This is a genomic window from Paenibacillus sp. FSL k6-2145, assembly GCF_037976585.1.
Lineage (GTDB): Bacteria > Bacillota > Bacilli > Paenibacillales > Paenibacillaceae > Paenibacillus.
Window position 1 is genome coordinate 338,406 of sequence record NZ_CP150267.1, and the last position, 21,523, is coordinate 359,928.

At 38.4% G+C, this 21,523-nt stretch carries 23 protein-coding genes; 5 read left to right on the plus strand and 18 right to left on the minus strand.

Going from position 1 to position 21,523, the window contains the following annotated elements; all coding sequences use genetic code 11:
• Positions 1-311: 311 nt before the first annotated feature.
• A complete protein-coding gene (locus NZ043_RS01470) occupies positions 312-737 on the plus strand; it encodes a hypothetical protein (RefSeq protein ID WP_091027980.1) in 426 nt (141 codons plus the stop codon).
• Positions 738-814: 77 nt separating this feature from the next.
• On the opposite strand, the gene NZ043_RS01475 is transcribed toward NZ043_RS01470, so the two are convergent.
• The 11 genes from NZ043_RS01475 to NZ043_RS01525 form a co-directional block, all read right to left on the minus strand.
• Entirely contained in the window at positions 815-1,240 is a 426-nt protein-coding gene (locus NZ043_RS01475; RefSeq protein ID WP_143023548.1) for a hypothetical protein, read from the minus strand.
• Between the two features lie 113 nt (positions 1,241-1,353).
• Positions 1,354-1,824: an NUDIX domain-containing protein gene (locus tag NZ043_RS01480; RefSeq protein ID WP_091027975.1), complete on the minus strand. Its 471-nt coding sequence runs from the start codon at positions 1,822-1,824 to the stop codon at positions 1,354-1,356.
• Between the two features lie 441 nt (positions 1,825-2,265).
• Positions 2,266-3,486, minus strand: a complete 1,221-nt coding sequence (locus NZ043_RS01485) for a stalk domain-containing protein (protein WP_133385769.1) — start codon at positions 3,484-3,486, stop codon at positions 2,266-2,268.
• A gap of 731 nt (positions 3,487-4,217) precedes the next feature.
• Positions 4,218-4,937, minus strand: coding sequence for a hypothetical protein (locus tag NZ043_RS01490; RefSeq protein ID WP_165980245.1), 720 nt, complete (start codon positions 4,935-4,937; stop codon positions 4,218-4,220).
• A complete protein-coding gene (locus NZ043_RS01495) occupies positions 4,934-5,791 on the minus strand; it encodes an ABC transporter ATP-binding protein (protein WP_133385770.1) in 858 nt (285 codons plus the stop codon). The genes NZ043_RS01490 and NZ043_RS01495 overlap by 4 nt, the downstream gene beginning before the upstream one ends.
• A 59-nt stretch (positions 5,792-5,850) precedes the next feature.
• The gene (locus tag NZ043_RS01500; protein WP_133385771.1) at positions 5,851-6,609 is read right to left on the minus strand and encodes an ABC transporter permease; all 759 of its coding nucleotides are present in this window, start codon (positions 6,607-6,609) and stop codon (positions 5,851-5,853) included.
• Positions 6,606-7,355 carry an ABC transporter permease gene (locus NZ043_RS01505; RefSeq protein ID WP_133385772.1) on the minus strand — a complete coding sequence of 250 codons (750 nt, stop codon included), beginning with the start codon at positions 7,353-7,355 and terminating at the stop codon, positions 6,606-6,608. The genes NZ043_RS01500 and NZ043_RS01505 overlap by 4 nt, the downstream gene beginning before the upstream one ends.
• Positions 7,352-8,065 (minus strand): ATP-binding cassette domain-containing protein, encoded by a 714-nt coding sequence (locus tag NZ043_RS01510; RefSeq protein ID WP_133385773.1) that lies wholly within the window; start codon positions 8,063-8,065, stop codon positions 7,352-7,354. The genes NZ043_RS01505 and NZ043_RS01510 overlap by 4 nt, the downstream gene beginning before the upstream one ends.
• 47 nt (positions 8,066-8,112) lie before the next feature.
• Positions 8,113-9,165, minus strand: coding sequence for a HAMP domain-containing sensor histidine kinase (locus tag NZ043_RS01515; protein WP_339310331.1), 1,053 nt, complete (start codon positions 9,163-9,165; stop codon positions 8,113-8,115).
• Positions 9,162-9,839, minus strand: a complete 678-nt coding sequence (locus NZ043_RS01520; RefSeq protein WP_133385775.1) for a response regulator transcription factor — start codon at positions 9,837-9,839, stop codon at positions 9,162-9,164. The genes NZ043_RS01515 and NZ043_RS01520 overlap by 4 nt, the downstream gene beginning before the upstream one ends.
• Before the next feature lie 376 nt (positions 9,840-10,215).
• Positions 10,216-10,446 carry a hypothetical protein gene (locus NZ043_RS01525; RefSeq protein ID WP_133385776.1) on the minus strand — a complete coding sequence of 77 codons (231 nt, stop codon included), beginning with the start codon at positions 10,444-10,446 and terminating at the stop codon, positions 10,216-10,218.
• A 452-nt stretch (positions 10,447-10,898) separates the two neighbouring features.
• Between NZ043_RS01525 and NZ043_RS01530 the strand changes: the two genes are divergently transcribed.
• Positions 10,899-11,792, plus strand: coding sequence for a sigma-70 family RNA polymerase sigma factor (locus tag NZ043_RS01530; RefSeq protein ID WP_240768076.1), 894 nt, complete (start codon positions 10,899-10,901; stop codon positions 11,790-11,792).
• Here the strand turns inward: NZ043_RS01530 and NZ043_RS01535 are convergent.
• The 7 genes from NZ043_RS01535 to NZ043_RS01565 form a co-directional block, all read right to left on the minus strand.
• Positions 11,722-12,069, minus strand: a complete 348-nt coding sequence (locus NZ043_RS01535; RefSeq protein ID WP_133385777.1) for a hypothetical protein — start codon at positions 12,067-12,069, stop codon at positions 11,722-11,724. The genes NZ043_RS01530 and NZ043_RS01535 overlap by 71 nt on opposite strands.
• A gap of 115 nt (positions 12,070-12,184) precedes the next feature.
• Positions 12,185-12,601, minus strand: coding sequence for an IS5 family transposase (locus NZ043_RS01540; protein ID WP_339310334.1), 417 nt, complete (start codon positions 12,599-12,601; stop codon positions 12,185-12,187).
• 365 nt (positions 12,602-12,966) lie between these two features.
• Entirely contained in the window at positions 12,967-14,364 is a 1,398-nt protein-coding gene (locus tag NZ043_RS01545; RefSeq protein WP_133385778.1) for a HAMP domain-containing sensor histidine kinase, read from the minus strand.
• The gene (locus NZ043_RS01550) at positions 14,349-15,044 is read right to left on the minus strand and encodes a response regulator transcription factor (protein WP_133385779.1); all 696 of its coding nucleotides are present in this window, start codon (positions 15,042-15,044) and stop codon (positions 14,349-14,351) included. Before NZ043_RS01550 ends, NZ043_RS01545 begins: the two co-directional genes overlap by 16 nt.
• Complete coding sequence (locus tag NZ043_RS01555) at positions 15,037-15,738, minus strand: hypothetical protein (RefSeq protein ID WP_133385780.1); 702 nt, start codon at positions 15,736-15,738, stop codon at positions 15,037-15,039. Before NZ043_RS01555 ends, NZ043_RS01550 begins: the two co-directional genes overlap by 8 nt.
• Complete coding sequence (locus NZ043_RS01560) at positions 15,735-16,487, minus strand: lantibiotic immunity ABC transporter MutE/EpiE family permease subunit (protein ID WP_289390068.1); 753 nt, start codon at positions 16,485-16,487, stop codon at positions 15,735-15,737. The genes NZ043_RS01555 and NZ043_RS01560 overlap by 4 nt, the downstream gene beginning before the upstream one ends.
• A 2-nt stretch (positions 16,488-16,489) precedes the next feature.
• Complete coding sequence (locus NZ043_RS01565; protein WP_133385782.1) at positions 16,490-17,194, minus strand: lantibiotic protection ABC transporter ATP-binding subunit; 705 nt, start codon at positions 17,192-17,194, stop codon at positions 16,490-16,492.
• A 764-nt stretch (positions 17,195-17,958) separates the two neighbouring features.
• On the opposite strand from NZ043_RS01565, the gene NZ043_RS01570 reads away from it, so the two are divergent.
• The 3 genes from NZ043_RS01570 (at position 17,959) to NZ043_RS01580 (ending at position 21,522) form a co-directional block, all read left to right on the plus strand.
• Entirely contained in the window at positions 17,959-19,638 is a 1,680-nt protein-coding gene (locus NZ043_RS01570) for a PucR family transcriptional regulator ligand-binding domain-containing protein (protein WP_339310338.1), read from the plus strand.
• A gap of 241 nt (positions 19,639-19,879) precedes the next feature.
• Positions 19,880-20,656 carry an ABC transporter ATP-binding protein gene (locus NZ043_RS01575; protein WP_091027961.1) on the plus strand — a complete coding sequence of 259 codons (777 nt, stop codon included), beginning with the start codon at positions 19,880-19,882 and terminating at the stop codon, positions 20,654-20,656.
• A complete protein-coding gene (locus NZ043_RS01580; protein ID WP_289390070.1) occupies positions 20,656-21,522 on the plus strand; it encodes an ABC transporter permease in 867 nt (288 codons plus the stop codon). The genes NZ043_RS01575 and NZ043_RS01580 overlap by 1 nt, the downstream gene beginning before the upstream one ends.
• Position 21,523 lies beyond the last annotated feature (1 nt).

The window sequence follows — 21,523 nt, forward strand, 5'->3', positions numbered from 1 at the left end:
TTTTATCAATTTTAATGAGTTCATTAGGCATTATGTTCGTAAACATTTCATATTCGTGCAGTGCCTCTGTACCTCTGCTGCTCTATTTCCGAATATTTTTCGGGACAAAAGAGGTGAAAATTTGATTAATTAATATAGACTTTAGTTTAATACAAATAATTACAAGTAAACCGTATACTTAGATAACCACATATGAATTTAGGAGATCCACAAAACGGAATACCTAATTAAAGATATAAGTCTAGTTATACCAAAAACACGGTTAGAACATTGTATCCGTTTAGAAGTGTCGAGGAGGAAAATTAAAACTTATGAAGTTACCCATGATCCTGAACGTAGTCCGCATCTTGTTGAGTATTAAAGTTATATACCTTATTATTTCTTTCAGTGTATTTCTCTATATTTTCAGTCAAAATCCTGAAGCCTTTGCCGGTTATCAAGTGAACGGCAATGATTTGATTAATTTCTCTAATGAAATTACTGGGAGAATCATATTTTTGATCATTCCTAGTTTGCTTGCTATCATTTGCATCACCAAACGACAATTCAGATCGACTGTTACGTTCCTGAGTATCGCTTTATTTATCGGACTACTGAATGAAGGACTATTAACTGGACTTATTCAACTATTCGCCTTGTTAGTTGTGCTCTTACATCGACCAAGTAAGATATTTTTAAAGCGCCAGGATTCAAATGACACAGAGACACAATATATCGCCAATAAGAGCCTAACTTAAACGTTTGGCTCTCTTTGTTTTGGTTTCTTTGCATCATTAAGCCTACTTCTAAACCCGCCAATTCATTATCACTCAGATTACTTCACAAGAATTTCAATTGGATTCATGGTTAATGAGATATCCGCGGTCATATCCACAATGAGATTTTGTTTCCCTTTCTTGGTTACCATAAATTCATCTTCAACCTCAACCACTTGACCTGATTTAAATTCAGTTACATATCCCACATCCGTATAATTACGCTCCTCGTCACTACCGGAAAAGAAAAAACGAATGATAGGTTTTCCATGGGTTACTTCAACAGGTTTAATACCTGTATATTTTAATGTTCCTTTTACTTTAATTGTCTCACCCATACTTAAAACTGTTGGTGTTGTTACTTCGAGAATAAAATCAGATGTTACTACACGTTCAGTAACATTATCCTCATTTTTTTCGGTTGATGAACACCCAGCTATTGTCATGGATACCGCTAATACCAACATTAAGATGTTATTACTCATTTTAATAATTTCATCTCACCTCTCTCATACTCTAACGAATGATACATAGAAAGGGTTGCTCAATTTGTTCCTTAATTTCCCTGGATATCATTTACTGTTAGTTCAATCATGTATCACACGAATTCAATTAACTTTCTATCTATTTCTGCGATATCACCAATCTCCGATGTACCATCCCAAAGGATAATTGAAGAAGCTTCATCGTTTTCAACAAAATCATCAAGTTGGCACAATTCACCCATGAACAGAGCTCCATACTCTGTCCGTTCAGGTCCATGAAAACTTGGCTGGAGTCTAAACTTCATTAGCCCTTTGAATTCAGCCGAATCCATATTTTGATTGGTTTCCTCAAACAATTCTCTAATTACACATTGCTCCGCATTCTCTCCAGCTTCAATAATACCACCTGGAAGTTCCCAGTTGTTTCTCCACTTATTATGCATGAATAGATACTTTCCTTGGTACTTCACCACAATTAGAGCATGTGTTAGTGGAGCATCCAGTGTGCTTGTAATGACCTTATCGTACTCGATACGAATAAATTCCAAAAAAATGTTACCTATTGAATCTGTCATGATTGCCATTTCTACTCCTCCATTTCTTTGTAACCAAAATAAAAAAACGCGCTGGACCTAAGTCCTGCGCGTTCATATATCACAGGATGAGAAGCGCGAATAGCGTTAACCCACCCCAATTTTTTTAGGAATGAATTAACGCTATTCATGATGATGAGATTGTTTTAATTCTAAAATTAACATCGGCTATTCTCCTAATCATCAATATATGGAAATGATACCCACTATAGTACTTTAGAGTCAAGTATATAATTTTGCTGATTTACCAATAACGTAACCTTGCCGTTAACTGAACAAAAGCAGCCGATCATATTGATCAGCTGCTTTCTTGGTTTTATGAGCTCTCGTTTTTAAGTTAGTTTAATCTGTTCTGCATGTTTTCTTTTGTTTTGAAGCATGGTCATTGCGTCCTTATCTTCAAATATTATTTCTGTAATTTCATTATGCTACTTAATTTTTGAAAATCAAGACCATATGCTTGCTTCCCATATATTCAACGGAAGTATTTAACTGCTCCGCCACAAAACGAACAGGAACGAACGCACTGCCGTTCTTCAGAAGTAAAGAAGCATCTTGCATCACCGTTTGCTGGTTTACTTTTACCTGCCTGTTCCCTACAGCCCAACGAATCGTTTTACCATCCTTCTGAATCGTTACCTCTTTGGTGCTCTGGTTCCAATTCACGGTTGCCCCAAGCTTCTCGGAGATGAAGCGGATCGGCACATAGGTACGTCCCGTCTTAATAAATGGCGCTGCGATAATACGATAAGCACTTTCTCCCACATAAGCTGTCGTGCTGCCGATCACTAAGCGCTGTGTCTTACGCTGACCGCTAGGCAACTCATTTCCTGCCAGTTTCACAAATAATTTATATGTTTTCGATCCCTTGCTTAAATCTAAATAGTTATTTTGCAGCGCAAGTGGTTCAATGAATGCACCCGTATCATAATACGGAAAAAAACTACGTTGTTGGATCGGCTCTAAATCCCAGACTCGATTGTTGTTCAAATAGAGGTAAGCCAAACTTTGAAGATTTCTCAACGGCTCCAAATCATAGATCTGGTTAGATGATAAATCCAGAGAAAGTAAGTTAGTTAATTTAGATAACGGAGTAAGATCTTTGATGTTATTATTCGCAGCATCGAGTCTCCAAAGATTAACCAATCCTGCTAGCGACTTTAGATCTGTGATCTTGTTAGAACTTATGGACAACGTATTCAGATTAACTAGTCCCGTTAGCGCTGAAAGATCATTGAATTGGTTCCTAGATACCGATAAATCTGTCAACTTCGTTAACTTCCCAAGGGGCTTAATATCCTCAATTTGATTGCCACTCAAATCCAAAGTTGTCAAATTTACAGCATCGGATAGAGGTGAAATATCAGCAATTTGATTTCTGCTTAAAGAGAGCTTCGTCACATTGACTGCATACTCCAAACCCTGCAAACTCTTAATTCCTTTACCCGATAAAGAAACGTCGGTCAGTGACTCTAAATCCTCTTTTGTTAGGGATTCATCGTCGTTTTTATTCAAGAATGACTTAAGCGCTTGTTCTAGATTGAGATCCTCAAAAGCCAAAGGCTGTTGGTTAGACACCTCCATGTAAGCCTGTCCTGGTAAGCCCAAACATAGGAAAAAAATAATTAATAATCCAGCAAGGTATTTCTTCATTCTGACCATTCCTCTCTAATGACTGTGTAAACTAGCCAATAGTTGCTTAGATTAAGACGCAATTTACAAAGAAAAGTTGTATTGAAGAGTAATGGTAAGTAGTTGAATAAAAGCAGCCAATCACAATGATCAGCTGCTTTCTTGTTGTTATGAGCTAACGTTTCCCGTTAGTTGAATCACTTAACAGGCTTCTCAGCGTCAATAATTAGAGAGACAAGCCTAATTTACCATTAATATTTCGATGATCAATACGTTTGGAATAGAAAAATATACCTTGTTCTTATCCCACTCCTTGTAATGAAAATTACCTTCTTCATCAGAGTACTCAAGTAACTTTACGTTGAATCCAGCAGCTTTAAACATAATAGTTATAGTTCTAGCATACACGTTCTTGATAGAAATGGTTCTAAATCATTTCCAAATGGAATTATGTGATCTCTATTTTATGAATTAGTTTCAGAAGAAGAAAGAGTTCACATGTCTAAAATTAACTAAAAGTTTTGCAAACATGGGACCAAGGAGACAAACATGTAAGTGCCATCTATTGGAGAAAAGAGGATTTAACTTACTCTCTTATTTCAGGAAAAACAACAATCTTGAACCGTTATACGATTACCAAACATTAATTGAAATAGCAAATACAATAAATTGATTTTTAGTATGCGTATAGATTAATAATTACTCATATTCAAAGAGATCGCTTCTTCATAAAACAAAATTTACATTCTTTCTTAAGAATGAGATGAATCCAGCTTTCGTTTACGAAGCATGAACAGAAATAACGCAGCAATAATCAGACCATATAGTAGTGATGCTCCAATGACAGTTAGTTTACTATAAAGCGTCGCAGCATCATAATCAACCAGCACGTTTACTGTGCTATTTAATGGAGGCAATAAAAGAATCGCGTTTTCTAAGCTTTCAGGCAAAATATTTTTAATTCCCTGTACGGAAAGCGTAATGACAACGACAACACTTAACAATAATAAAGACATTACTCGGGATCGAAAAAATTTAGAACTGAACCAACAAGCTAGTGCGACACCTAACCAGGATGAAGATACATGATAAATCAACGACATGCATAGTTCTCCAAGGCTGGGATTTCTATCAAATTTTTGAAATAATGCAGGAAACAACACCGCATATAACGCCAACGGGACAGAAAATAGCCAGCTATATACCAATTTAGAAATATACAGTTTAAGTATACTTCCACTGTGCAACATCGTTACAGATTCCTGATTCGCCGTTTCAATATCTATGAGCGTATAACAAATAATCGCAGAAATAATAAATAAAAATGTCGTTGAAAACGCATAACTTGCCATCACGGGATTTGGAACTACACTATACACAAATATGATACCCAGAAAAAAGACAAATGTAGGCGAGCCATACCGATAAGAACGCATGTAGCAAATATGTAAGAAGGACACCAGTGAAGTCATTCATTCAGCTCCTTTCTTGAAAGGCTGTTAATCTCTCCACCTTTATGTATAAATTCAATTAAAAAGTCACGATAATCTTTCTTCATAATGGTGAACAGGAGATCACCATTATCGTATGTTTTCCAAGTAACGTCAGAAAATAAATTTGAAAGACGATCTACAGTCTCCTGGTCCACTGAACCTTCCATTTCGAAAAAATCAGTCGAATGAGCTGAAGAATCATCTACATCATCCATCAGTATTCGCCCTTGCCTGATCCAGTATGTCCTACTCTCCAATTGACTTGCTAGTAACGGATCATGAACCGCCGCAAGTATTGAAGTTCCTTGAGATTTTATTCTCTTTAATGAGCTTAGTAAGTGCCCTGTAGATTCTTTATCTAATCCTGAAAACGGCTCATCCAGTATAAGGATATCCGGTGCTTTGATCATTGCTTGCATTAGGTTCGTTTTTTGCAACATTCCTTTAGAAAAATGAGTCATTTTCAACGTATTAGTCTGTTCAAGACTAAAAAACTCATGCAACTCCCTAATACGAGTCTTCAGATTTATTTTTGATACACCAGATATTCTCCCCATGTGTGTCAGGTACTCAGTAGACGTCATCCTTAGTTTTGAGAGTCGGTCAGGGGTGTACCCAATAACTAAATCAGAATGCTTCAGTAACCTTTCTCCTGAACTTATTGGAATTAGCCCACCCACAATTCGGAGCATCGTACTTTTTCCGGATCCATTGTTACCCCTTAAAATTATACAATCTCCTTTGTTCATCGTAAGAGAGACATCAATTAATACATCTCTATTTCCATATTTTTTGGAAACTTCCTTAAGTGTTAATAGTGCCTGCGTTGTCATTTGCCCACCACCTAAAAAAAATCACTACCGTTACATTTTTGAATTGATGGAACTTAAACTTAGGCATCTCGTTTACGGTAAAATACAATAGCTACTGTAATAAAGATCAATGTCCATAACATTAAAATACCTGTCCCTTGCGTGGGTGTAAGGATATTTATTTCATCAGAGGAAAGCGGCATATACATATAATATCCTGCCGTATCCGGAAAATATATTTTAGTACTAGGTAGAAAATCTCTCGACAAAGGACTGACAACGAAATAACAACCAAGCAGTATCACTAATGCAGGAGTGGTTCGTCTTAGTAAACTACCTATAGCTGCACTGAGAAGTGTGGTTAATGTCAGATAGCCTGTTGCACCTGCTAATGTCTTGATCAGTGTGTCGATTTCAATCTCTACTGCTGTGTCTCTCATCATCATAAAAGTATATAGTATACCGGATCCAGCAATAATAAACGCCGCAGGAACGGTTATGATTGCCAATGCCAAATGCTTCATGGATAATTGAATCCCACGCCAAGGTATCGTAGCTAACGTCGTTCGGATCTGTCCACTGGTATACTCCGAACAAGTAGCTATGATCCCAAGAATAATGAATCCTGCTTGAAGATATCCCATAGAAGCAAGCCCTATATTCAGTATACTTTGCGTCCCTGCTGCCCCTTGTAGACCAATAGAAGTAAAAGCTGCGGCTAATAGTAAATTAAGAATGAATGTACTTATTAGAGTGAGCCATATCAATGGTAATGTAACTAATTTATCCAGTTCAGCACGAAGAATTTGTGTTATCTTTCTACTAGAAGGGACACTCATGCTGCAACGTCCCTCCTATGGAATACAATTGCTGAAGCAATGAAAAGAACGACTACCCAGGCAGACATGACTAAGCCGCCAGTGAACGGGGTGAGAAATCTGTCGCTCAGAAACATAAACATTTCAAGGCCAGCCCGATCCGGTAAGTATAACGCTAACTGTGTAACCTTAGAAAGCAGGAAACTAAATGATACAACGGAAGTATTTATGATGAGCACAGCAAGCGGAATAGTGCCATTCTTAGTTAGAACAGTAATCCCAAATGCTAAAAGAGCAGTGAATGTCCAGTAACAAACTGCACCGAGCAGTTTAGACCATTCAAATGCAGGGGTATACTCACCAAGAACAAGATGCGTGGCTGACACAGTTGTCATTATAGCAACAATACAAAGCAGTACGCTGATTACGGTCACAGCGCCTGCTTTTGCCAGCAAAAAATGAATACGGGATGAAACAACCGTTAAACTCGTTGTAATCTGTTGTCCTCCACCAGATTCACTGCTCTCCATCAAATACTCGCTACTGACAGCATACACACCAAGAATGATGACACCTTGTACACCAAGAGCCAATCCAATATAGCCAACTTCCGATACCCGTGTGCTAACTCCAGCTATAATCTCCTCTTTTTGTGCCATACTGTCCATGGCAGCAATGAACGCTGGGGCAAAGGCCCCAATAAGAAAGGCAAGCCAAATGCCGGGCAGGGAGAGCAATTTAGATAGTTCCGAGTTAAATGCTCTCATACAACTTCACCTGCATTTTCGGAGGTCAGAGCAAAAAAGGCTTCCTCTAGGTTGGAATGGTTACCTATTACTTCTTCCAATGTTCCATCTACAACGATTTTTCCATGCTTAATAATCACCACATCATCAACAGTCTCTGCAAGCTCTCCCATTAGATGACTAGAAAGTAACACCGTGTTTCCAGACTCAGCACGTTCACGTAAAAATGTCCGAATAAAGCGAATTCCTTCTGGGTCGAGCCCATTTACGGGCTCATCTAAAATCAATATATGGGGATCACCAAGTAATGCAGCCGCCATTCCAAGCCTTCTCCCCATACCAAGGGAATACTTCCCAACTCTTTTGCCAGCTGCATTCGTAAGACCTACGATTTCCAGAACTTCCTCGACACGGGAGCGGGGCAACCCTGCGGCACGGGCAATCCAACGCAAATGAGCTCGTCCTGTTCGCATACGATGAGCTCCCGATCCATCAAGTGCGGCACCTACGGTTGTTAGAGGATTATGTAATTCTGCGAACGGCTTTCCATTAATCAGTGCACTCCCTGAGGTGGCACGATCTAATCCAAGCAGTATGCGAAGTGTAGAGCTTTTACCTGCCCCATTTGGACCTAAAAAACCAGTTACTCTACCTGGTCTAGCTTTAAAACTGATACCTGATAGGATTTCCCCAGTTCCACGATGTTTGACTAAATTATTAATGGTAAGCAACCATAACACTCCCTTTCTGTTATGTTTCTCATTATAAAGAAGCAAAGTTACATCTCGGTTATCATGCTGTTTACTTCTGGTTTAACTTTAGGTTGAGCTCTACCAATAGCTACTCTTGTGCCAATGTCATTTGATGTAAAGTCAGCTTTCAGCTTCATTTTTTTCAACATATAATTTGAAGTCGATAAACCAATTCCCGACCCGCCCTCATAGGAAGAGTTATCCATACCGGGACCTCTGTCTGCAACAATGATCAGTTCTTTTTCTACATCAACCACAATATTTGTATATTTCCCCTCTGCTGCATGGCGAAGAATATTCTGAAATAAATTATCCAGAACCCGTGTCATCCATTTAGGATCTGCTTCCCAATAAAAAGTCTTCTCTGTCGATAAATCAACATCTAACTGAATTTCTTTTTCTTCAAATGCAGGATACCACGCAGCAACAGATGCTCTTACTAAACGTACAATATCTGTTGAAGTGGGATGAAACGGATGTTTCCCTGATGTAAGCAATGTGTAGGAAAGTAAATCATCCATTAAATCTCCGACTCTTGTAATCGTATGGTTCATTTCTGCTAATGAGTCTTGCCCTTCTAAACTCATTGATTCTTTATTTAATCTGTTGATATGTCCTCTCAAAATGGTAAGTGGCGTCCGTAAGTCGTGAGATAAATTCGCAATGAGCCGATGTCGTAATAATTCCTCTTCATATTCTCGCTTGCGACTGTCTTCAAGCTGCTGAATCATCCAATTAAAAGAACTTCCTAACTGGTCTATTTCATCCATACGATCCGTTTGAACAGATATTGGTTTAGGAAATGAATTATGATTAGCTGAAAATGACATAACCTCCTGTAAATAGGTGAGACGTTTACGAAGTCTCAAGAAGAACAGCCAAGACATTACAACAAATGCGACAATTATAAAACCAAACAAAAGTACGGTAACGTAAAATAGATTTAACGTATTCAGATGTTCTCCTTTGTTAGAAACCCCAATGAACGTAGATAAGAAAATCAGCAAAATTGGAGGAAAAAAGATAAACAGAAAATGTCCTTTTAGATAACGACGAAATAATGATCTAGTCTGATTCATAGTTTCACCCGATAGCCTATTCCCTTCAACGTTTCAATTATCTCTGGGGAATCTGGATCACGTTCCAACTTCTGACGCAGTCGACGGATATGCACCATTAAAGTTTTATCACCAGTGATATAAGCTTCTTCCCAAACGGCTTCATATATTTGTTCTTTTGGTAAAACTTGATTAGGGTGGCGTAAGAAGTACATTAAAATTTGATGCTGTTTCCCCGTCAATATGACTTCTTTTCCTGTGCGTTTGTCAAATACCATATGGCCTTCTGGATCCACTTCGATATGATTTCCTAATGAAATGCGTTCGGAATGTATTCCACGGCTTCGACGAATTAATACTTCTAATCTTGCAACTAATTCATCCGTATGGAAGGGCTTCGTTACATAGTCATCAGCAAATTGTAAACCATCTACCTTATCATCTATCGATGTTCGGGCAGACAACAGCAAAATAGGAACAGCAGGAGCTGCCTTTTTTAATCGTTTTCCCACAGTAAAGCCGTCTAAACCGGGTAACATGATATCCAAAATAACGATTTCATGTTGATTTACTTCTTTTTCGGCCCCTTCCCCAGAAAGCAGCCACTGAACTGAAAATCCTCGCTGTTCCAATTCTTCTTTTACCCAACTCCCTATTTTCTCATTATCTTCAATGTATAATACGTTTCTTTTCAAGTAACATCCCTCTCTCTAAATGGAGTCCACTAGTAAACAGATTAACACAATCAAAAAAATGTTTTCCAGTTAAGACAATTTGTTCGTTAATTGAGTTTTAAAAAATACTGCTCGGAATACCAGGACTACAACTTCATAACGTACTCATTATCAATGCTAATGAGGTTCATCAGGAGGCGAAGTCTGTTGCATACAAGCAAGCATGTCCCATGTACCAATCGGAATAAGATGTAATCCATAACGGACACAATCTGCCGCGTAAGATTCGGTATCTGAATCTCTTAGGAAAAAAATGTTACTTAGTCGTACCGTCGCTTCGTTTGGTTTGCTCTCATTGCTGAATCGGCTTTGTCTGGATCTAAGATTTAGTGGGTACTTAGTAATCTTTTTCGGGTGAAACCCTGCTCGCCTTCTCACCTTGGTTACGCAAGGTCTGAGGAAGGGAGTCTTTTCCCGCTAGTACGACTACTCGCCGAATGTTCAGGTAGTCGCCCTGGGCTTTCATCGTTGGCTTCAGCAAGGCGAAAACATCGATTATGATCTGTTCAAAGTACCTTAAAACATCCTCATCTACAAAGCTAATTGTTATTTTTGTATTTATTTCCAATTAAATCAACTCTTTTGATAGCATAATTCCACATTAATTGATGAAAAAAAGAAAAAACCGTTTTTTTTAAGCGGACTTTAAACTGCTACTCTTCTGTATGAATTAAACTAACCCGCATGTTAGTTGAACAAAAGCAGCCGATCACGTTGGTCAGCTGCTTTGTTGGTTTTATTGAGCTAACGTTCCCCGTTAGTTCAATTGATTGGAGGGTTATAAATTGAAAGATTCCAATTAAGATGAGCTGAACTTGCTTTTCCAGAAAGCTCAATACGTTTTTTAAGCTCCATTGGTAATCCTCACTTAATACCACATAGCCGAATTGCCTTTACGCTTTGCTTTTTCGGGGTTTAAAAAAAGTGGAGTGGCGTCGTGTAATATAATTTTAAAACGATGTGGCTTTTTACCTCCCTTCGGTGTCTAATGAATTGTAAGTTCATGAGGAGGTATTACTGGTGTCACGAGCTCAAGACAAAAAGAAAATCCCTGTTCTTCCGGAGGATCAGGAGCACATCCAGCATTTCGAAGCCATTTATAATCAATATCGAGATAGAATTCGAAATTATATTGCAGTAAAGACAAATTCGGCAACTGCCGATGACTTAACGCAACAAGCTTTTTTAAAAGCAATGGAAAACTTTCACTTGTTTAAGTGTAACTCCAGTATATTTACTTGGCTATTCAAAATCGCGCAAAATATTGTGAAAAACGAGTATCCCACGAAATCACGAAATAAAGAAATGGTGTACGAAGTAATCGATTTTCAGTCCCAATCGATATCCCTCGATATTGCTAGAGATGTCGATATCCGTCTTGATATTAGTGCTGCATTAGCCCGATTGAATGAATTAGATCAGCAAATTATATCATTGCGTTTTTTCGTCGATTGCACTTTATTGGAAATATCCGAAATCATCGGGATGCCTCAAAGCGCAGTCAAGAACAGACTCTATCGTGCCTTAAACAAACTAAAAAAAGAATTAAAAGAATGGGGTGACATTACAATCATGTCTATTAGCGAATTGATATCAATTGTGGATAAAAGCGAGGCTCCCTCCAAGAATGATGGTATGAACAAGGTGTACCATGACTTATTTGAAGAGTTGAAAAGAAATGTAGATCGAATTATTACAACCTATCGTCATCGACCTTCTCAGAAAATCGCTATTGAGATCTATCCGGATCTGCCTACTTTTCATCAAGCAATAAACGAGCCAGATGCGCCCAATTGGTTTATGGGAACCTATGAAGACAATAAAATTAAAATCGTATCCCCACTCAACCCGACTGTTCGTAGTCTTGTCCTGCATACTTTTGAACTACATAAAGTTGAACTTCATCCGTATTGATTTGTTTGCTTTCCACAATTTCATACCCTGTAGTTGGATTGGTCTTAAAGTCCTTCACATATCCTTCTTCACGACTTTTCTCATCCAAATAATTTGTATCTTTAGAATAAAACATCATTCCCTCTACATCCTTAGCAATGTAAGCCTGAAAATACTCCGTTGCTGCTTCCATCGGAGTTTGGGCTACAACTCTTTCCGCAGTCGTAGTCGATGCTACTAAAATAGAACCAGCAACAACACTGGCAAGTAAAAGCGATACTAATCCTTTTCGTTTCATGGATTGAGAACTCCTTTTTAGTGATAGAGTTAGTAATAGTGATCAAATTTTCTTTAGATCTATTTAGGGCGTGTCTTCAAACTCAAGTAAGCTACACCATAATGGATGCCAAGGCCTAAAAAGACTTGAAAGTACACGCTAATTTATCATAGCGAGTCGCCACACGACGATAATTCTTTACTTTATTAAAGAAGTATTCCACTAAATGGCGTTCTTTGTAGACATACCGTTCATATTTTAGGGTCATTCGGCGATTTTTCTTCCCTGGAATCACCGGTATGGCCTGTTGTTCTTTCAAAAAGGTCCGAATGACATTCTTATCGTACGCTCGGTCGGCTAGAACTTGCTTCCGGGTCAGTTTCATGCTTTTAAGGATGTTGAAACCTTGGACGGAGTCATGCGCTTCGCGTCCGGTCAAGTCGAAGCGAAGTGGATTTTCTAACGCGTCAACGACCGCATGAATTTTCGTGCTTAATCCACGTCGGGAACGTCCGATCGCTTGCTTGATTTGCTCCCTTTGCGCCTGATCCATGCTGGTGAACTCGCACAATCGTGGCGTCAATCATCACACTTTCCTCGTCAGGATCCAGGGAAACATGCTTTAACACTTCATCCCAAATCACCGCTTTCTGCCAGCGTCGAAATCGGCTGTAGACGGATTTCCAATTGGGGAAGTGGTCTGGTAGATCACGCCAAGAGAATGTCTACTATTTGTTATCTTTTTACTGTTGATAAAAAGCTTATCACTTGTTGTCACCCATTTATCTTTTGTGAAATATTGAAAATAATGAAGAATAAAGAAGCCTGATTCCTCCTTCTTTTAGAGAGAAATTAGGCTTTCGTATCTGATCTGTAGATTTATAACTTTTTAAGTTTGCATCCTTAAAAAGGGAAAGATTACTTATACGGAATATTAAATTCAATACGTGCCCCCGATAACACTAAGGGATCTACAACTTCAATATTTCCGTATAGTTCATCAACAAGTTTTTTAGTAATAAACAAACCTAAACCAGCGTTACCCAACGAATTAGATCTTGATCTATCTTCCCTAAAGTGTTTGGAAAACACCAAATCACGGTGTTCCTTTTCTATTCCCACTCCCGAATCCTCAATGGCGAAATGAATGTTATTGCCTTTTTCCTTAACAAAAAAACGAATTTCACCATTTTCTGGCGTATATTGAATAGCATTGGCAAAAAGATTCTCTAAGATTCGATTGACCTTTAGGTAAGGAATTTCCACGTGATTATTTATTTTTAAATCATGCTCATATTGAATATTTTTCTTTTCCATTAAGTGAATAAAATCATTTTCCACGTCTTTGATTAATTCATCAATAGATGTAACATCATAAATCAGTGTTGGATCCTTGATGTTACTTGCTTGTCCCATACTTTCTAATATATTATTTACCTTTAAGATGTTTCTATTTATAATGTCTATCTGTAATTGTTGATTAGGTGTTAAATCGTCCACACTATTTAACATTTCAGTACTTAAAGCAATGAGTGTAGCAGGTGTTTTTAGATCGTGTGACAAGCTAGACATCATAACTGCCCACTCTGAGTCGTGTTGCCAATTTTTATATAAAGACTTCTTTAGTTCTCCTTGCATTTGTCTAAATGACTGTGTTAATTCGCCAATTTCATTATTACTATTATAACTAAGGTTAAATTCCAAATTTTTATTTTTAATCATAATCGACGCATTTAATAACTCCTCCAAAGGAGCTTTTACGGAATAATAAAGCTTATTAATAAAGGATCTCGAAAATATAATGAAATAAATAATCGGTGATATTAAAGGGATAATTATTAACCCAAACATAATATAGCCAGAAACAGAATGCCGACTTTTTATCTGATAAGAATATACCCAAAGTCCTTTAATTTGATTTTCAATTACTATTGGCTGAACGAGATGATAGTAATCTTTGTAAAAATGAGTACTATTAAACATATCAACAACATTTACTCCCTGAAATAAACCACTGAATTTTTCACTACCATCAATGAACTCACCAATGGGGCTAAATTTGTTTAGGATGATATCATTCTTTTTCAGATTCCCTTTCATCTCATTAAATTTAGAAGACTTCATATATTCAGATGGATGATCCGTCATGCTTTTGCTCTGTTTATGGACTAGTTTTTCACTATGATTAGCTGTCCGTTCAATAGTTGCAAAAATAACCAAAATTGAAATAATAATTGTAAATACACTCATTATAATAGTCCATATTATGCTTTTGATATATAACCTTCTTATATCCTTGATTATTGACTGTTCCATTGGTACCCTATTCCCCAAACGGTTTGTAGATAATTTTCAGGAAAACCGGCAAACGATAATTTACTTCTTATATTTTTAATATGCTCCACTACAGAACTTGCATCTCCTTGTCCATCAATTCCACTTATACGCTCATATATATGTTCTTTGGTAAAAACCTGCTTTGGCGATGAAAGTAACAAGACCAATAAATCAAATTCTTTTTTAGTAAAGGGGATCACCTTTTTACTATACATAATCTCTCGTGAAGTTATATCAACAACTAGGTCGTCAATCAATATTTTTTTTCGTTTACTTTCATCATGATTTTGCAGAAGACGTTCTCTCATTTTAAATAAGGCTTCAACCTTATATGTTAACAGCTTCAAGGAGAAAGGTTTAGATATAAAATCATCACCTCCTAAAGAAAATGCCTTCATCTTATTCATATAATCTGAAGCGGCACTAATGAATATTATTGGGCAAATTACTTGATTACGAATTTGTTTGCACACTTCTAACCCATCATACCCTGGCATCATGATATCCAGCAGAATTAAGTCAACATCTGCTTCTGCCTTATCAATCGCTTCTATGCCATCTTTTGCTTCCGAAACTATATACCCCTTGGAAGTCAGATGAAGCGAGAGTATCTGTCTCATATCTTCTTCGTCTTCCGCAATCAATATTTTCTTATTCACTAATTGTCCTCCCCTCCCATTTATTAAACCATATTACAAATGCTACGAATAAAATCACACTCACACTAGTGTATAGCCCCCACACCAAAGTGGAAACTCCATAGTCACCAATGGTTAGCAGATGTAAATATCTTGTGCCATACAGTAAAGGAATGTACTGCCATATGGAATCCCCTAAACTGTTTGCACCAAAATAGATAAGAAATATACTGAAAAAGATTCCCATACCGAGACATACACTTGTATTTATTTTTAATGCTATGAAACATAAAATAATTATAACGGGTAAAGAGAATATCGTTGTTAAAATAGAATATAATAAAATATCCCCTGTGAAATGATTACCAATAAGCATCCATAATGGTATGCAACTAACTAACGTACTGAACATAACTGAACCTAAACTTACCAAGATTAAATCCGTACTCCACTCTTTTCTGCTTCGCAACTGTAAAAGGTGATTGAAGTGTCCTATCTGTTCTTCGTATCTAACATACAGACTTATCATTAGCGAAATACCAAATGGTATTGCACTATTAAAATAGACCGTATAGTCAACGAATATATGGTTTAGAGAATCATACCTCTCAAGATATAAAAATAAGCTAACCCCATATATAATAGGAGCTAAAATCATTATAAGAAACCAAAAGGATTTTGCCATTTTATAAAGCATAACATTTAAATATTTCATATATACATCTTCCTTTTAAAAATCTTATTGGATAACCACATTAAAATTAGGAAATATACCACACTAACTCCCATTGCTATAGCTAAAACCTGAAAGTCTGGTACTAAATTGAAGTTTTCAATGGGTGTACCATTAGGATGGATTCCCATTGTTTCCACTGGTACCCTTAACATACTTCCCCAAGGAAGAACCCAAAAATAAGATTTTAAAGCGATAAACACTGAGCCGACGGCACCAATCAGGTTTATTAGAGTCGTCATAAGTACACCGATATACTTGCTCACAATTAAACTGAAAGGAATTAATGGTAAAGCAACAATTATTATGAACGCGGTTGTCATAATTACTTGGGGTATGATTGGCAATTCATTATATATTAGCAATGAACCCAATATAGACGCAGCAGCTATCAATACTGCCGAGACACATTGGTAAATTAAAATTACAACAACTTTAGAAAAGAACATTTTGGATAAAGATATGTTGTTTGTCAAAACGTTTTTATAATCACCAATTTTTTTCTCTTGATTAATATTCATCCCACATGCCATAGCCAAACCCACAGGCAGGAAAAATATAGGCCAAAGATTATAAACAATTGTTAAAAAAACATTTGTAGACGACTGTTGCTCCGCATATATATTTGAAAAAACAGCAAAGGCTAGAAAGAAAATTGGAATAGCTAAAAGTAATTTCTTCGATAAAGATGATTTCATTTTTAATAATTCAGCTTGAATAAAATTAGACATACTTATACGTCCTTTCTATTGCCTGAAGTAATTTCAAAGAACAAGTCTTCAAGGCTATCTTGGTGATTAAATTTATTTTGATACTCCAACTTGCCATTATGAATAATACCAATGGTATCTGATAAGATTTGTATTTCATTTAAAATATGACTAGAAATCATGGTTGTCACACCATCTTTCTTTAACTCGTTCAAAAGATTTCTTAATTCTCTTATTCCTGCCGGATCTAATCCATTTGCTGGTTCATCCAAAACTAGAAATACTGGTTTTTTTATTAAAGCTAGAGCAATTCCTAACCTTTGTTTCATTCCTAAAGAGAACTCTTTTGTCTTTTTCTTACCTGTATTAGAGAGATTTACTTTTTTTAAAACTTCATTAATTTCCTCAGAAGGAATACCTTCCTGTAAACAAAAGATTTTTAAATTGTCGTACGCACTTAGATTTCCATATATAGCAGGACCTTCTATGAGTGATCCAATCTTTTTTAAATCATCTCTTTTCCACTTATCATCCTCAAATAGCACTTCGCCATTTGTTTCTTGGAAAATTCCACTTATTATTTTCATTAGTGTGGATTTACCAGCTCCGTTTAGTCCGAGAAGACCATAAATTTCTCCATAATTCACATGCAGGTTTATGTCTGACAGCACTTTTTCGTTTTTGAATTTCTTTTCTAAATGTCTTGTTTCTAAAATGTAATTAGCCATTATTACAACCCCTTATCTTTATTTAATACAAATATAGAAAATAAATATCAAGAAACTATAAGGAAGGTATTTTTAATATGGACAAATAAGAATTGACTTATCATTTTTCAGTTAAACTTATATTTCAGCATGAAAAAAAATCCATCTTGAAAAGATTGATCAAAATGGATTTTAATTCTGAAATTATATATGACTTTAAATGTTCTATTTTCGAGTATGTTATTCAGATTCTGCAATACAAAACGCATTTCTCAGATATCCGCCCTTTAACGGAATAAGCAGCTCTATCCATTTGTTAAAATCACCTTGCCTTGATGTCCATCCGAAGATTCAACTGGCATTGCATCCATTATGGTGTAGCTTGCTTGAGTTTGAAGACACGCCCTAGTATAATGCATTAAATTATTGGAAAGTTTTTATATTTATGAGAATTTTATTTACATCGAATCTCCCATGACTCTTCTGCAAGCTGCTTGTTCTCCGTAACATTCTCCACGTATCCGTAAACCCCTTCACTTAAAGCAGACGGCCTCCCATTGACAGCATCCGCTGATCACCGAATCAAGCAGCTGTTAATCATCCTAATCATATGTAATTTTACTTCACGCAAATTAATAGACAAACACCTTATTACCTCAACACCTTGTACAATTAGCTTAAAAAATCCGATATCTTTTATCCTCTTTATCCAAACTCTTCTTTACGCCCACCTCACTTAATGTTAGATTTTATAACATATCATTATGAAAGCGAGTGGGTTGAAGATGGATCTGCAACAGTTATTAACTATCCCCATTCTCTCCAAAGCAAAGGTTATTGCCGGACATCGTGGCCTTGATCGCTTGGTGCAATCGATTAATATTATGGATGCGCCAGATATTGTCCAATTCCTGAAGCCGGGAGATATGCTGCTGACAAACGGTTATATCTTGAAAGATCGTCCCGATGCTCATCTTGCATTCATTACAGACATGCATACTATTGGCTGTGCGGCGCTTGCTGTCAAGACACAGCGTTTCTCTCTTGAATTATCTCCGCAACTGCTTGAGACAGCCAACAGACTGGGCTTCCCTATCATCGAGCTGTCTGAGATAGACAATACACTGGGCGAGATATTTCAACATTCGATCAGTGCCATCCTACAGAACAAAACCCATGAACTCCACTATGCTTTGTCTATTCACAAGCAATTTTCCACGATGGTTATGCAGGGAAAAGGCATACCCTCCATCGTAGATACGTTATCTCAGTTGCTATCCTCACCTGTACTTCTGCTTGGCTCAAAGAAGCAGATTACGGCAAGCTCCCATTATGCACAACAGATGGATGACCAGTCTCTCGCCGCGCCCTTACTGACATTTATTGATGAACACCCTTCCTTCCATACCGCAATCTCGATCTGCCTGCTTACTGCTGATAAATATCGACACGCCGAGCTTCATCCCATCTTCACGGATCGGCACGAGGGTTATTTAATCTCACTATACGACAGTTCGGCAACCTCTAAACTCTCCACTCTGGCACTGGAGCAAGCCGTCAATGTGATCGGTCTGGAGTTAACCAAGAAACAAGCAGTCAAGGAACGCTCCCGTCGGTACAAAAATGAATATTTCTCCGATCTCATTCAAGGGTTCATTCGTTCTGAACAAGAAGCCCTGCATCGTGGCAGGAAATATGGGCTGCAAGCAAAAGGTAGCTCCGTTCTCATCATCGCCAAGATGGATGAACCCTTAACGAACAAACCTAATCACATCCTCACTCCCCCTGGGGAAGAGCGATTCATCTCGGAACGAGACGCTTATTACGAGCTGATTAAGCAGGAGTTCGCCAGACTCGATCTCTCCTTTGTCATGTTCACAAAGAACGACCAGTTCGGCATACTCGTCTTTTTGGCCGAATCGTCTTGGGACGAACACACCGTTGTTCAGCAGCTTGAGCGGATTGCGAGCAATCTGTATACAGAGTCGCAGCTCAGCCTATCCTTCGGAATAGGTAATCCCTACACGAACGTATTGGATATTGGACTCTCCTATAAAGAAGCAGTCAAGGCGCTCCAATCCGGCTATCAGATGCGCAAGACACGCTTCGCTCATTCCTATCAAACCATGGATATAAGCCGTCTGCTGCGCATGATTCCTTACGATGAGATGCTGCAATTTCATCAAGAAACCTTTAAACCCTTCGAAGACCGAGATCCGAACGAGCGCAGTGAACTTATGAAAACCCTGTCCTCTTTCTATGAGAATCATTGCCAGATCGTCGATACAGCGAAAGAGTTGTTCGTACATCGCAATACAGTGATCTACAGATTGGAGAAATGCGAGAAACTAACCGGCAGGAACATTAAGGACCCGATGGAGAGCCTGCGCTTCCGACTTGCCTTCGCACTTGAGTCCCTTCTGAATGTTCATCCAGCCCCTAGCGAAGCTAATCATACGACTTGAACCGAGGACGTGTCATGTATAATGACACGTTTTTTTGTTTTCTTTTCATATTCAATTCAGATTCAATCTTCATTTGTGCATTTTAACTGATTTAATTCTATTTTTATGTTCAGAGTAACTAATGACAATTCGTCAATCAGTCTATATGATTAGGAATATATTCATCAATGTTATATTACTTAACACCATTTCACATCAAGAAATAAACAAACATCAGGCTGTAGGAAAGGGGCTACCTATCATGGCTATACAGATACAAGGCGTATCCAAATCATTTGTCAGTGCAACCGGAGAAGATATTCAGGTCCTGGCTGAGGTTTCGATGCAAATCAAGAAACAGGAGTTCTTCAGTATCGTGGGACCGAGCGGCTGCGGCAAAAGTACGATTTTTAATATTATCGCAGGTCTGCTTAAGCCAACAAATGGCAAGGTAATCGTCTGTGGCGAAGAGATCGATCAGACCACCGGGCATGTCGGTTATATGATGCAGAAGGACCTGTTACTTCCTTGGAGAAGCATCCTGGACAATGTCACGTTAGGCTTGGAAGTGAAGGGCTTGTCCAAAAAGGATCGCGGCGATATTGCCATGGATTATCTGGATCGTTATGGCCTGGCTTCATTCGCAGGAGCCTATCCCTCCACACTATCAGGCGGTATGCGCCAACGTGTAGCCCTCATACGTACCCTCGTTACCCAGCCCGATATTATATTACTGGATGAACCCTTCTCCGCACTTGATTATCAGACCAGACTCATTCTGGAAGATGAAATCTTGTCCATCCTGAAATCTGAGGGCAAGACAGGCGTCCTTATAACACATGACATCGAGGAAGCGATCGCCATCTCCGACCGTATTGCCGTCATGAGTAAACGACCAACGACCGTGAAGCAGGTGTATGACATTGGGCTCGCTTCGCAATACGGTTCAGCACTGAAAGCCCGCTCCGACCACAAGTTCAAGCAGTATTTTGAATCGATCTGGTCAGAGCTTGATATCCAAATGGGGAGGATCAGCTAATGAAGAGCACATCACCTGAAATTACCCTTGCCGGGAAGCCTGCTGGAGTTGCGAAGAGCAAACGCAGACAGTCCACTTTCTCCAAGGAATGGCTGATGACGATGCTGTGGCGGTTCATTATTGTAGCGGTCATCCTGGTGATCTGGGAATCCGCCGTTCGTTTGAATCTTGTTAATGGATTTCTCATGGGATCACCAAGCGCCATTCTTGATGCCGCCATCACCATGGCCAGCTCAGGGCAACTGCTTACAGACGCGTTTGCAACGGTGAATGCCACCGTTATCGGATTCGTAGCCGGAAGCTTAATCGGCTCATTGGCAGGACTGCTCATGTGGTATTCCAAGTCCGTTGCCCGTGTGCTTGATCCGTTCATTGTTGCGATGAACGGTATTCCGAAGATCGCACTCGCTCCCATGATTATCATCTGGTTTGGTTCAGGCATCTTCTCCAAGATTGCTCTGGCCTCCGTAGCAACATTTATCGTAGCGCTATTATCCGCCTATCAAGCGACTCATCAAATCGACGAATCCCAGATCAACCTGATGAAATCCTTCGGTGCAAAGAAATCACAAATTTTCCGTAAAATTATCGTTCCTTCCTCTCTGCCATGGATCATCTCGGCCTTCCGGATCAATATCGGTTTGGCATTGGTGTCTGTTGTAGGTGGAGAATTCATCTCTTCTGACAAAGGACTTGGACATATGGTATTTGTCGAAGGCAACCTGTTCAACCTTCCGGCCGTATGGGTCGGCGTGTTCATGCTTATGCTGGTCGCCATGCTCCTCTACACCTGTGTCGGTTATATCGAATCCCGTCTCCTTCCATGGAATGACAACAAGACCAGCAGCAAATCCACATCTGTATAGC